This is a genomic window from Gammaproteobacteria bacterium (genome assembly GCA_016712635.1).
GTDB lineage: Bacteria > Pseudomonadota > Gammaproteobacteria > SZUA-140 > SZUA-140 > JADJWH01.
In genome coordinates, this window is the sequence record JADJQS010000008.1 from 156,421 (window position 1) to 168,821 (window position 12,401).

Annotated in this window: 11 protein-coding genes and 1 pseudogene; 9 read left to right on the forward strand and 3 right to left on the reverse strand. The window is 62.6% G+C overall.

Features of this window, described 5'->3' with window-relative positions:
• Position 1 precedes the first annotated feature (1 nt).
• Positions 2–565 (forward strand): YqhA family protein, encoded by a 564-nt coding sequence (locus IPK65_11610; protein ID MBK8163750.1) that lies wholly within the window; start codon positions 2–4, stop codon positions 563–565.
• A 10-nt stretch (positions 566–575) separates the two neighbouring features.
• Here IPK65_11610 and IPK65_11615 read toward each other — a convergent pair whose 3' ends face one another.
• Complete coding sequence (locus IPK65_11615; protein ID MBK8163751.1) at positions 576–1,973, reverse strand: aspartate ammonia-lyase; 1,398 nt, start codon at positions 1,971–1,973, stop codon at positions 576–578.
• Positions 1,974–2,139: 166 nt separating this feature from the next.
• Here IPK65_11615 and IPK65_11620 point away from each other — a divergent pair, with 166 nt between their 5' ends.
• Positions 2,140–2,409, forward strand: a complete 270-nt coding sequence (locus IPK65_11620; protein MBK8163752.1) for an acylphosphatase — start codon at positions 2,140–2,142, stop codon at positions 2,407–2,409.
• A gap of 116 nt (positions 2,410–2,525) precedes the next feature.
• Here the strand turns inward: IPK65_11620 and IPK65_11625 are convergent, their stop codons facing one another.
• Entirely contained in the window at positions 2,526–3,992 is a 1,467-nt protein-coding gene (locus IPK65_11625; GenBank protein MBK8163753.1) for a type II/IV secretion system protein, read from the reverse strand.
• 1,115 nt (positions 3,993–5,107) lie between these two features.
• Positions 5,108–5,971, reverse strand: a complete 864-nt coding sequence (nadC, locus tag IPK65_11630) for a carboxylating nicotinate-nucleotide diphosphorylase (GenBank protein ID MBK8163754.1) — start codon at positions 5,969–5,971, stop codon at positions 5,108–5,110.
• A 187-nt stretch (positions 5,972–6,158) separates the two neighbouring features.
• Here nadC and IPK65_11635 point away from each other — a divergent pair, with 187 nt between their 5' ends.
• The 7 genes and pseudogenes from IPK65_11635 to IPK65_11665 all read left to right on the forward strand — a co-directional run bounded on the left by IPK65_11635 (position 6,159) and on the right by IPK65_11665 (position 12,394).
• The gene (locus IPK65_11635; protein ID MBK8163755.1) at positions 6,159–6,947 is read left to right on the forward strand and encodes a dienelactone hydrolase family protein; all 789 of its coding nucleotides are present in this window, start codon (positions 6,159–6,161) and stop codon (positions 6,945–6,947) included.
• 365 nt (positions 6,948–7,312) lie between these two features.
• The gene (gene clpB / locus IPK65_11640) at positions 7,313–9,916 is read left to right on the forward strand and encodes an ATP-dependent chaperone ClpB (GenBank protein ID MBK8163756.1); all 2,604 of its coding nucleotides are present in this window, start codon (positions 7,313–7,315) and stop codon (positions 9,914–9,916) included.
• A gap of 777 nt (positions 9,917–10,693) precedes the next feature.
• Complete coding sequence (locus IPK65_11645; protein ID MBK8163757.1) at positions 10,694–10,945, forward strand: hypothetical protein; 252 nt, start codon at positions 10,694–10,696, stop codon at positions 10,943–10,945.
• Between the two features lie 106 nt (positions 10,946–11,051).
• Positions 11,052–11,255, forward strand: a complete 204-nt coding sequence (locus tag IPK65_11650; GenBank protein ID MBK8163758.1) for a hypothetical protein — start codon at positions 11,052–11,054, stop codon at positions 11,253–11,255.
• Between the two features lie 66 nt (positions 11,256–11,321).
• Positions 11,322–11,610 (forward strand): annotated as a pseudogene (locus IPK65_11655) (helix-turn-helix domain-containing protein).
• A 189-nt stretch (positions 11,611–11,799) separates the two neighbouring features.
• Positions 11,800–12,129: a type II toxin-antitoxin system RelE/ParE family toxin gene (locus IPK65_11660; protein MBK8163759.1), complete on the forward strand. Its 330-nt coding sequence runs from the start codon at positions 11,800–11,802 to the stop codon at positions 12,127–12,129.
• Positions 12,122–12,394, forward strand: a complete 273-nt coding sequence (locus tag IPK65_11665; protein MBK8163760.1) for a helix-turn-helix domain-containing protein — start codon at positions 12,122–12,124, stop codon at positions 12,392–12,394. Before IPK65_11660 ends, IPK65_11665 begins: the two co-directional genes overlap by 8 nt.
• Positions 12,395–12,401 lie beyond the last annotated feature (7 nt).

The window sequence follows — 12,401 nt, forward strand, 5'->3', positions numbered from 1 at the left end:
GATGAAGCGCATCGAGCGGATCTTTGAAGGGGCGCTGTGGAACAGCCGCTACATCGTGCTGCTGGCGGTGATCTCCAGCCTGCTGGCCGGCGTCGCGATGTTCTACATGGCCACCATCGACGCCGTCTTCATGCTGGCGCACCTGGGCGACTACGCCTCGCCCGCGCTCGAGGACGACGCGCGCAGCGAGCTGCGCGGCGCCGCCATCACCCATGTGGTCGAGATCGTGGACGGTTACCTGCTGGCGACGGTGATGCTGATCTTCGCGCTCGGCCTGTACGAGCTGTTCATCAGCAAGATCGACCAGGCGACGCACGCGGAGAATTCCTCCAACGTGCTGCTGATCGACAGCCTGGACGACCTCAAGGCCCGCCTCGCCAAGGTGATCCTGATGATCCTCATCGTGAAGTACTTCGAGCATGCGATCGCGATGGAATTCGAGTCCCCGCTCGACCTGCTCTATCTGGCCGGCGGCATCACCCTGATCGGCCTTGCCCTGTATCTGACGCACGCCGGCGAACACAAGGACGGGGCGTCCGCGGACCGGTCCGGCGCCGCGCACTAGGCGCCGCGGCCTAGTCGATACGACCGTCGCGCGCCGCCTTCAGCACCAGCGCGTCGAACTCCTCCGCCGACAGCAGCCCGCGTTCCGCCACCAACTCGCGCACCGGGCGTCCGCTCTGCTCCGAGGCCTTGGCCACCTCGGCCGCAGCCGCGTAGCCGATGCGCGTATTGAGCAGCGTGGCGAGGCCGACGCTGGCGTGGAGGAATTCCCGGCAGCGCTCGCGGTCCACGCGCAATCCCTTCAGGTTGCGTTCCGTCGCGGCTCTGATCGCGTTCGTCAGCCAGTCCATCGCGTCGAACAGGGCCGAGCCCAGCGCCGGCATCATCACGTTCAGTTCGAGCTGGCCGGCCTGCGTCATCGCCGCCACCGCGGCATCCTGGCCCAGGACCTGGTAGCACACCTGGTTCAGCATCTCGAACATCACCGGATTGACCTTGCCGGGCATGATGCTCGAGCCGGGCTGCACCGCCGGCAGCACGATCTCGCCCAGGCCGGTGCGCGGGCCGGAGGCGAGCAGGCGCATGTCGTTGGCGATGCGCGTCAGCTCCAGCGCGAGGTCACGGATGGCGGAGGACAGCTGCTGCACGTCGTACATCGACTGCATCTGCGCGGCGAGGTCGGCTGCCGGGCGGATGGGCTCGCCGGTCAGGCGCGCCAGTTCGGCGGCGACGTTGGCGACATAACCGGGCGCGGTATTGAGGCCGGTGCCGGCGGCGCTGCCCCCGAGACCGATCTCGCACAGCAGCGGGCGCACGGCCTCGATCCGGCCTGCGCAGCGGCGCAGCGTCCACGCGTAGGCGGCGAATTCGCGTCCCAGCGTGGTCGGTACCGCATCCTGCAGGTGGGTGCGGCCGCTCTTGACGGTATCTCCTTCGCGCGCCGCAATTGCAGCATATTCGTCCGCCATCGCGCGCACCGCCGCGCACAGGCGCGGCAGCTTGGCGAGCGCCGCGAGACGGATGGCGGTCGGGATGGTGTCATTGGTGCTCTGGCCCATGTTGACGTGGTCGTTGGGGTGCACCGGCCGGTATTCGCCGCGCTTGCCGCCGAGCGCGACGCTGGCCAGGTTCGCGATCACCTCGTTGCTGTTCATGTTGTGGCTGGTGCCGGCGCCGGCCTGGAAGCGGTCGACGACGAACTGGTCGATAAACTCGCCGGCCAGGATGCGGTCGGCGGCGGTGATGATCGCCGCGGCGAGTGTGTCGTCGAGCCAGCCCGCCTGCCGGTTGGCGGCCGCCGCGGCGCGCTTGATGCGTACGTGGGCGAGCACGAAGTCGCGGTCCGGGCGCCTGCCGCTGATCGGAAAGTTGTCCACCGCACGCTGGGTCTGGATGCCGTACCAGGCGCCGTCGTGGACCCGGATCTCGCCCAGGCTGTCTTTTTCGTTGCGAAACGTGCCGCTGCTCATGCTGTCGCCTTCTGCCGGATGATATGGGAATGAGACGGGCGCGGACGCTGGCCGCGCCGCCGCGTATACTGGCGGTGCAATGGGGCAGATATTACGTGACGGCCGCATGCATGAAAAGCCGTTTCCCGCGCGGCGCGCGCAGGTTCCCGCCATGACACAGACGACCATGGTTCCATGCATCCGCTGCCAGGTTTCCGGGCGCGTGCAGGGCGTGTACTACCGCGCCGCGACCCGGCGCCAGGCGCAGGCGCTCGGACTGACCGGCTGGGTGCGCAACCTGCCCGACGGCCGCGTCGAGCTGGTCGCGATGGGGGATGAGCGCCGCTTGCACGAGCTGCGCGACTGGCTGTGGCAGGGCCCGCCGCGCGCCGAGGTCGTCGCCGTGGAGTGCGCGCGCGCGGAGCATCCGCCGCTGCCGCAGTTCGAGGTCAGGTGAGACGGTGACGGGAAAGAAATGGGGACAGATTTATTACCCTCGGACGGGGACAGATTTATAAATCTGTCCCCTATACCGCTTCCGGGGAAAATAAATCTGTCCCCATTTTTAGATGATTACTTGATGCACACCGTGCGTACGGTGTGCAGGTCGGTGATGCCCTGGAGCACCTTCTCGATACCGTCCTGCTTCAGGGTGCGCATTCCCTCCTGCAGGCCCAGCGCCAGCATCTCCGAGACCTGGGCGTGATCCAGGATCTGCTTCTTGAGGGCGTTGGTCGCGTAGAGCAGCTCGTGGATGCCGAGCCGGCCTTTGTACCCTGTGTCGTCGCAGGTCTTGCAGCCCTTGGGGTGGTAAAGCGTGAACTTGCCGTTCGTGGTGAACTTCTCCCGCCATTCCTTCAGCACAGTGTCGTATAACGCCTGTTTCTCGTCCTCCGGCGCTGTGGGCGCAACCAGCTCGTAGCAGTATTCCGCGACCATTTCCCGGATTTCCTCCTCCGTCGGCTCGAACGGTACCTTGCAGGCGACGCACAGGCGCTTGGCGAGGCGCTGGGCCAGGATGCCGATCAGGGCGTCGGCGAAGTTGAACGGATCCATGCCCATGTCGAGCAGGCGGGTGACTGTCTCCGGCGCCGTGTTGGTGTGCAGGGTGGACAGCACCAGGTGGCCGGTGAGCGAGGCCTCGATGCCGATGCTGGTGGTCTCCTTGTCGCGCATCTCGCCGACCATGATGATGTCGGGGTCGGCGCGCAGGAAGGAGCGCATCGCCGCCGCGAAGTTGAAGCCGATCTTCGGCTTCACTTCCACCTGGCGCAGGCCGCGCTGGGTGATTTCGACCGGGTCCTCCGCGGTCCAGATCTTCACGTCGGGTGTATTCAGGTATCCGAGCACGGAGTGCAGCGTGGTCGTCTTGCCCGAGCCCGTCGGGCCGCACACGAAGATCAGGCCGTAGGGTTTGGAGATCATGCGCTTCAGGGCGGTCATGTTGCGCTCCGACAGCCCGATCTTCTCCAGCGGCACCGGCTCGCCGCTCGCCAGGATGCGCATGACCACGTCTTCCATGTCGGCCGCCGTCGGGATGGTGGCGACGCGCAGCTCGATCTTCAGCATGCCGAATTTCTTGAAGTCGATCTTGCCGTCCTGCGGCTTGCGTTTCTCCGAGATGTCGAGTTCGGCCATGATCTTGATGCGCGCGACCACCGCGCTGCGCATCTTGGCCGGGATCTCGTAGTAGTTCTTCAGGTCGCCGTCCTTGCGGATGCGCACGATGGTCTTCTTCTTGCCCGGATAGGGTTCGATGTGGATATCGGATGCGCCCTGCTGGTAGGCATCGATGATGATCTTGTTGACCAGCTTGACGATGACGTTGTCCTGCACCGAGGTCTCGCCGTATTCCTCCTCCTTGCCGTCCTTTTCGGTGTCGTCATACCCGAGGGTGAAGTCGTCGAGCGACTCGCTTTCGATGGCGGACATCGAGTACAGCGTCGTGATGGTGTGCTCGATCTCCTCCTTCGAGGCCATCACCGGCTCGACATACAGGTTGGAATGGAAGCGCACGGCGTCGAGCGCCTCGCGGTCCATCGGGTTTTCCAGCGCGATGACCAGCTTGTTGTTGAAGTAGTGCACCGGCACGATGCCGTGCTTGCGCACCAGGTCCTCGGGGATGTACTTGATCGCCTCCGGGTTGATCTTGAACTTGCCCAGGTCGATGAACGGGATGCCGAGCTTTTCGGACAGGGCCTGCATGATCTCGCCCATGTTGATGGTGCCGAGCTCCATCAGCACCTGGCCGATCTGCATGTTCTTGCCCTGGGTGCGGTACAGCTTCTGCGCCTCCAGGGCGTCGTCGAGATTCTGCTGCGTGATGAACTTTTCCTTCACCAGGATTTCGCCGAGGCGTAGCTTGGGGGCCGCCTTGTGGTGGCGGAGCACCTCCTCCAGCGCCTCGGTGGTCTCGACGTTCTTCAGCGCGGCGGCGTGCACCTCGGCCGAATCATCCACTAACGGCACCTCCACCGCCTCCGCCACCTCCGCCGCGGCGTCGGCCGGCGCCTCCGCGGGCGTCAGGCGATACTGCTCCGTCGAGGTGTGCGGCACGAAGGCGTGGCAATAGCGCTGGTTCGGCAGCATGGGGTACAGGTAGAGCCCGCCGGCATCGCTGCGGTATCCGAGGGTGACGTCCGACAGCGTGCTGCCATCCTTCAGCTCGATCCGGTACTGGAGGATGCGCGAGCCCTGGTTGGCGGGTTGCGCGGCCTTTTCCGGCGCGAGCTGCTCCGGCGCCCACGCGCGCGGTTGCGGGAGCTGGAAATACCTGAACCTGGTGAAGGCGATGTCCTGGGTCGCCCCGCCGTCGACGGCGACGGAGATGGATTTTTCGTCGCGCTGGAACTTCTGCAAAGTCCCGGAGAGGGTGGTGCCGTCATGCAGGACCAGCTCGATCTGCTCCCCGGCCTTGAGGGCATTCTTGATATCGATCTCCGCCAGCGGTGGCGGCAGGATCGGAAGGATATGGCTGGGCTTGAGCTTCTGTGCCGGGGACGATGACATGGCTTGTTCCTGAGTTTTCCCTTCATTATCAAGGGTCTGTGAGCGAATGGCCGGCGCACCGGCGTGCCGGCGCGGCCGGATGGCCGTTCCCTTCCAGGCCCCTGAGGCCGGGCAGCTATGCCCGGATTTTCAGACCCTTAGGCTATTTATCGGACAAAGCGCAAACGCATTGAGAGGTCGGTCGCAAAAACATCCTTGGTCAGTGCGCCGATGGAGATGCGATCCACCCCGGTCAGGGCGATCGCGCGGATATTGTCGAGCGTAATGCCGCCCGAGGCCTCGAGCAGGGCCTGTCCCTGGTGGCGGTCAACGGCCTCGCGCAGGGTATCGAGGTCGAAATTGTCCAGCAGCACGATGTCGGCCCCGGCCGCGATGGCCTCGGCCGCGCCGTCGAGGTCCTCCACCTCGGTCTCGACCGGCAGGCCGGTGCCGAGCGCGCGGGCGGCCTCGATCGCCCGCGTGATCGAACCGCTGGTCGCGATGTGGTTCTCCTTGATCAGGATGCCGTCGTAGAGCCCGAGGCGATGGTTGGCGCCGCCGCCGCAGCGCACGGCGTATTTCTGCGCGCGGCGCAGCCCCGGCAGTGTCTTGCGCGTGTCGAGCAGGACCACCGGAAGGTCCCCTATGCGCGTGCGGTAGGCCGCGGTCCGGGTCGCCGTGCCGGACAGCGTCTGCAGGAAGTTGAGCGCGGTGCGCTCGCCGGTGAGCAGCGTGCGCGCCGGCCCGTGCAGGCGGCACAGCGTCTGTCCCGCGGAGATCGCTGCGCCGTCCGCCAGCGTCCACTCCACCGTCACACCGCCGCCGAGCTGTGCGAATACCGCCTCGAACCAGGCCTGGCCGCACAGCACGGCCGACTCGCGGCTGATCACCGCGCCCTCGGCGCGCAACTCCGCCGGCACCAGGCGCGCCGTCACGTCGCCGCCGCCGACGTCCTCGGCCAGCGCGCGCGCGACATCCTCGCGCACGATGGAAGCCTCCGGCCCCGCCATTGTCCGGGAGTCTGTCTTCATATCCCTGTTTCCTCGCCGCGCTGCGTCGTCGGATACGGCCGATTGTCACATATCCGGCGGCCGGATGAATTCCATTTTACATGCCCTCCGGATCGCGTCACCGCCGCCCCGGATCGCCATGGCATCCATGGGCGCAAATGCGGATAATTGGGGCACGACCCCAAACGGCACGGCAAGGAGAGAAGGCATGAAACCGCTCTGGATCGGCACGCTCTTGTTCACCCTCGCGCTCGGCGCGGCAAACGCCGCCGTCGTCACGAAGGAGATCGACTACACGGTCGACGGCACCACCCTGAAGGGCTATCTGACCTATGACGACGCCGTCAAGGGCGCGCGCCCCGGTGTCCTGGTCGTCCACGAATGGTGGGGCATGAACGACTATGCCCGCAAGCGCGCGCGCATGCTGGCGGAGCTCGGTTACACCGCCTTCGCCCTGGACATGTACGGCGACGGCAAGCACGCCCATCACCCCGATGAGGCCGGCAAGTTTTCCAGCGAGGTCATGAAAAACCAGGAGCTGGCGCGGGCGCGTTTCAACGCCGCGCTGGAGGTCCTGCGCAAGGTAAAGACCGTCGATCCGCAGCGCGTCGCCGCCATCGGCTACTGCTTCGGCGGCGCGGTGGCGCTGCAGATGGCCCGCTACGGCACGGATCTCGCGGGCGTGGTCAGCTTCCACGGCAGCCTCGCCCCGGTCAGCCCGGCCGAGCCCGGCGCCATCAGGGCGAAACTCCTGGTCCTGACCGGCGGCGACGATCCCTTCGTCCCGGCGGAGCAGGTGGAGCAGTTCAGGCAGGAGATGGACACCGCGAAGGCGGATTACCGGGTGATCGTCTATCCCGGCGCCAGGCACAGCTTCACCAGCGTCGAGGCGGACAAGTACGGCAAGGAATTCAACCTGCCGCTGGCCTACGACAAGGCGGCCGACGCGGCCTCCTGGAAGGAGATGCAGGACTTTTTCGATCAGGTCCTCAAGTGAGCTCAGATCTCGCCCTGTCCGCTCTCCCGTAGCCCGGATGGAGCGTAGCGGAATCCGGGGGTCTCAGGATTCCCCGGATTCCGGCGCTTCGCGCGTGCATCCGGGCTACATGGTGCGCTTGAATGTCCCGCGCAATGGCCCTATATCAGTCGGGGAATAACAAGGCGGACGGCCCGGGCAATACCGCGCCGCCGCCGGGGATCCGGAAGACACGGATATTCGATCAATTCCGGGGGCCTCTGATTAAGTATTGACCGTCATTCCCGCGGAAGCGGGAATCCAGGAAGGTAATACTGGATGCCCGCCTGCGCGGGCATGACGAATTAATCGATTCTCCCCGTTGCCATAGACCGGAGTGCATTGCCATGCGCATGGACAAGCTGACCACCAAATTCCAGGCGGCGCTCGCCGACGCCCAGAGCCTCGCCGTCGGGCGCGACCACCAGTTCATCGAGCCCGCCCACCTGATGACCGCGCTGCTCGACCAGCAGGACGGCACGGTCAAACATCTGCTCGGGCGTTCCAATGTCGACGTGAACGCGCTGCGCGCCCAGCTCGGCAACCTGCTCGACCGCCTGCCCAGCGTCGAGGGCACACCCGGCGAGGTGCACGTCTCGAACGACCTCGGCCGCCTGCTCAACGTCACCGACCGGCTGGCGCAGAAGCGCAACGACCAGTACATCTCGAGCGAGCTGTTCGTGCTCGCCGCGCTGGAGGACAAGGGCGAGTTCGGCACCCTGCTGCGCAAGGCGGGTGTATTGAAGGCCGCCATCGAACAGGCGATAGACGCCATGCGCGGCGGCCAGAAGGTCGACGACCCCAACGCCGAGCAGACGCGCCAGGCGCTGGAGAAATACACCATCGACCTGACCGAGCGCGCCGAGCAGGGCAAGCTCGACCCCGTCATCGGGCGCGACGACGAGATCCGCCGCACCATCCAGATCCTGTCGCGCCGCACCAAGAACAACCCGGTGCTGATCGGCGAGCCGGGCGTCGGCAAGACCGCCATCGTCGAGGGCCTCGCCCAGCGCATCATCAACGGCGAGGTGCCGGAAGGCCTCAAGGGCAAGCGCGTGCTGTCGCTCGACATGGCGGCGCTGGTAGCCGGCGCCAAGTTCCGCGGCGAGTTCGAGGAGCGCCTGAAGGCCGTGCTGAAGGAGATCGCGCAGGACGAGGGCCGCATCATCGTCTTCATCGACGAGCTGCACACGATGGTCGGCGCCGGCAAGGCCGAGGGCGCGATGGACGCCGGCAACATGCTGAAGCCCGCGCTCGCCCGCGGCGAGCTGCACTGCGTCGGCGCCACCACGCTGGACGAGTACCGCAAATACATCGAGAAGGACGCCGCGCTTGAGCGCCGCTTCCAGAAGGTGCTGGTGGATGAGCCGAGCGTGGAGAGCACCATCGCCATCCTGCGCGGCCTGCAGGAGCGCTATGAGCTGCACCACGGCGTCGATATCACCGACCCGGCCATCGTCGCCGCGGCGGAGCTGTCGCACCGCTACATCACCGACCGCTTCCTGCCCGACAAGGCCATCGACCTCATCGACGAGGCCGCCTCGCGCATCAAGATGGAGATCGACTCCAAGCCGGAATCGATGGACAAACTCGACCGCCGCCTGATCCAGCTCAAGATCGAGCGCGAGGCGGTGAAGAAGGAGAAGGATGAGGCCTCGCGCAAGCGTCTCGCGCTGCTCGAGGACGAGATCGCCAAGTTGGGCAAGGAATATTCGGACCTGGAAGAAATCTGGAAATCCGAGAAGGCCCAGGTGCAGGGCAGCGCCCACATAAAGGAGGAGATCGACCGCGTGCGCGCCGAGATCACCCGGTGGCAGCGCGAGGGCAAGCTCGACAAGGTCGCCGAGCTGCAGTACGGCAAGCTGCCGCAGCTCGAGGCGCAGCTGAAGCACGCCGAAAAGGCGGGCGGCGGCGCGGCGCAGAACAGGCTGCTGCGCACCCAGGTCGGCGCCGAGGAGATCGCCGAGGTGGTGTCACGCGCCACCGGCATCCCGGTGTCGAAGATGATGCAGGGCGAGCGCGAAAAGCTGCTGCAGATGGAAGATCGCCTGCACGCGCGCGTGATCGGCCAGGACGAGGCGATCAAGGCCGTGTCCAACGCGATCCGCCGCTCGCGCGCCGGCCTGTCCGATCCGAACCGCCCCAACGGCTCCTTCCTGTTCCTCGGCCCCACCGGCGTCGGCAAGACCGAGCTGTGCAAGGCGCTCGCCGCCTTCCTGTTCGACACCGACGAGGCGATGGTGCGCATCGACATGTCCGAGTTCATGGAGAAGCACTCGGTCGCGCGCCTGATCGGCGCCCCGCCCGGCTACGTCGGCTACGAAGAGGGCGGCTACCTCACCGAGGCGGTGCGGCGCAAACCGTATTCCGTGATCCTGCTCGACGAGGTCGAGAAGGCGCACCCCGACGTGTTCAACGTGCTCTTGCAGGTGCTCGACGACGGCCGCCTGACCGACGGCCAGGGCCGCACCGTCGATTTCCGCAACACCGTCATCGTGATGACTTCAAACCTCGGCTCGCAGGTGATCCAGGAACTTGCCGGCGAGGAGAATTATGAAAAGATGAAGTCCGCCGTGATGGAGATCGTCGGGCAGCACTTCCGCCCCGAGTTCATCAACCGCGTCGACGAGGTGGTGGTGTTCCATCCGCTGACATCACAGCAGATCCGCGCCATCGCCGACGTCCAGCTCGCGAACCTGAAGAAGCGCCTGCGCGAGCGCGGCATGGACCTCACCGTCACCACCGCCGCCCTCGACCAGCTCGGCGCGGCCGGCTTCGATCCCGTCTACGGCGCGCGCCCGCTCAAGCGCGCGATCCAGACCGCGATCGAAAACCCGCTCGCCAACGAGATCCTCGCCGGCCACTTCATCGAGGGCGACGTGATCGAGGCGGATCTGAAGGACGGGGTGCTGGTGTTCAAGAAGAAGGTGAGGAAGGCGAGTGCGGCGTGAATGATAAGCTGCTTGCTATTAGATAGGGTTCTACAATGTTGGAAATCTTCAGCGACATAAAAAGCCATTTCGACAGCTTGCAAGATCGCCTTGATGTATTTGGGAAATATGGAGTTCAGGTTGAGGGGTGGTTGAAAGGAGAGCTCCTGTTTAAGCTAAGTAAAATGAAGGACGAAGGCCTTATATTCGATTTCGATCGAGAAGTGTTAATTATGGGGACTAAGAAAAGATAGATCTGAGGATAACAACTAACGATAGGGCTCAGCATTGGGTAGAGTTAAAGAATTAGACCAGTAAACAAAAAAGGAAGGTCTTATGACCCAAAATTCTACTTTGGTGATAAACACGTAGGCATTTTTAATGATGTCGAAAAACTTAAATCTATATCGGAACCAAAATGGTTGGTGATATTAATAACGCCCAATACGACTAATGAAAAATGGGAAGAAGGAGTTCGGATTTTTGAGATTAAATACAATATCAATATTGAATCACATCAATCGCCTTCAATGTTCCAGGAGAATTATTTCTTAGGGTTGATTAGCATAAAATAAACTGCGGAAGAAAAGCCAATGTAACGGTGTAAAGTCTTGCGCCGCTACAATTTCTTACTATAAGACTTAGCGTCGTTATTTTAAGGGGGGCAATCCAATGCGATATAGTTATTGGGTTACTAATAAGCATCTTCTGATATGCGCAGCATTCATCTTTACAATTCTTGTCGTATCATCCCAAGTCGTTGCAGGTAAATTATATAGCCCCGCTGAATTACGTAGCATGGTAAAAAGCGGTAATTATCCACCTCAAGGAAAGGTTACGGATACTGAGACCCAAGCAATGAGCTTTCGTGCTTGTACGGAGCAAATCAATCAGATTATAGGCTCCATAACGCCAGAATATCCTGTAGAAATAATTGTCGATACGCAGATCATGAAAATGATAAAAGCGTGGACTAATGACGGAGCGATTACACTTACATGTAGCGGACCTGATGAAAAATTTACTTTCACCACGGCACCGTATAAATGAGCAAACAGAATAACATCATCAAAAGGGTCAGTACCCTTTGTTGATCGAGCTTTGATTCCCTTGATCCGTTCCTTGGCTCGAATGTCAGGCGCCGAGTGAGGCCAGATTGGACATATCCTTATTACTCTGGGGTCTGCTGTTCAGCTCGATCGGGCTCGGCTTCTTCATCTATGGCAGGAAGCAGAAGGCGGTCGTTCCGCTGGTGTGCGGGCTGGCCCTCATGATCTATCCGTACTTCGTCTCCAGCACGTTTCCGCTCGTCTCGATCGGGGCCGTGCTCATGGCCATTCCGTATTTCGTCAGGATATAGGTCAAGATCAATGGGATCTTCTGGCGAAAGCAGTCAAAGAGCTGGTGGCTTCCTGGAGGCAGAGAAATGAGCAAAGCGTACACTGAAATATCTGCCGGCCTGAAGGAGGCGATCTCCCACGCCAAGGGAAAGAAAACCAGGACTCAGGATGCATCGCCATGAACCTATCGACGTCAAGGCCATTCGCGAGAAGACCGGGATGAGCCAGCAGCGGTTCTGCGCAACCTTTGGGATTTCGCTTGGTACCCTGCGTCATTGGGAGCAGGGCTTGCGTGCCCCGAGAGGTGCGGCGCGGGTGTTGCTCAAGGTGGTTGCTAGTAACCCGAAGGTGGTAATGAAGGCAATTGGCGAATAGCCGGGAATAAATGAGGGAGAATTATTTTTTCTGCCCCGGTTATTTCCGGATAAGACATTGGCTTTATTGATTTCAAGGTGACCGCTGTGTAATTTCTTTCGCGAAAAGAGATTTTGTTCCTGCTGTCAGCCACAGGGAGGTGGCCGCCATGATGTACAGCTCTGTTGCTTCGCTTGACGTTATACGTCAATGACGTATAACATGCCGTTGTTCACCTTTATCGAAACGAAACTGTTTTCACGGCTGGCAAGCGATTATCTGTCGGATGAGGAATACGCCTTGCTGCAGGGTACGCTGGCCGCGAACCCGGAGACTGGAAATCTGGTGCCGGGTTCAGGCGGTGTGCGCAAGCTGCGCTGGGCGCAGCCGGGCCGGGGCAAGCGGGGCGGGGTGCGTGTCATCTACTATGTCAGGTCGAGTGCAGGCATGATCTGGATGCTGACGATCTACGCGAAGAACGAGGCGCAGAATATTCCTGCGCACATCCTGCGCGAGATCCGGGAGGAGATCGATGGCTAAGGCGAAGCGCAACGTCGGCGTGGAGATTCTCGAAGGCATCCGCGAGATCAGGCGCGGGGAGCATGGCCGCGTCATCAACCTGCCGTCCATCGCCGCCATTCGCGAAGGCACCGGCCTGTCCCAGTCCCGCTTTGCCGAATTGCTGGGTGTTTCCGTGCGCACGCTGCAGGAATGGGAACAGGGGCGCCGGGCGCCGACCGGCGCGGCGCGCACGCTGCTGATGATCGCGCACAGGAATCCGCGCGCCTTGCTGGATGTGTCTTGAAATGAGA

Bases quoted from the DNA above. Each gene is read 5' to 3' on its own strand.
- IPK65_11610 (MBK8163750.1), top strand. From the start codon at position 2: ATGAAGCGCATCGAGCGGATCTTTGAAGGGGCGCTGTGGAACAGCCGC.
- IPK65_11615 (MBK8163751.1), bottom strand. From the start codon at position 1,973: ATGAGCAGCGGCACGTTTCGCAACGAAAAAGACAGCCTGGGCGAGATC.
- IPK65_11620 (MBK8163752.1), top strand. From the start codon at position 2,140: ATGGTTCCATGCATCCGCTGCCAGGTTTCCGGGCGCGTGCAGGGCGTG.
- IPK65_11625 (MBK8163753.1), bottom strand. From the start codon at position 3,992: ATGGACCGCGAGGCGCTCGACGCCGTGCGCTTCCATTCCAACCTGTAT.
- nadC (MBK8163754.1), bottom strand. From the start codon at position 5,971: ATGAAGACAGACTCCCGGACAATGGCGGGGCCGGAGGCTTCCATCGTG.
- IPK65_11635 (MBK8163755.1), top strand. From the start codon at position 6,159: ATGAAACCGCTCTGGATCGGCACGCTCTTGTTCACCCTCGCGCTCGGC.
- clpB (MBK8163756.1), top strand. From the start codon at position 7,313: ATGCGCATGGACAAGCTGACCACCAAATTCCAGGCGGCGCTCGCCGAC.
- IPK65_11645 (MBK8163757.1), top strand. From the start codon at position 10,694: ATGGTAAAAAGCGGTAATTATCCACCTCAAGGAAAGGTTACGGATACT.
- IPK65_11660 (MBK8163759.1), top strand. From the start codon at position 11,800: ATGACGTATAACATGCCGTTGTTCACCTTTATCGAAACGAAACTGTTT.
- IPK65_11665 (MBK8163760.1), top strand. From the start codon at position 12,122: ATGGCTAAGGCGAAGCGCAACGTCGGCGTGGAGATTCTCGAAGGCATC.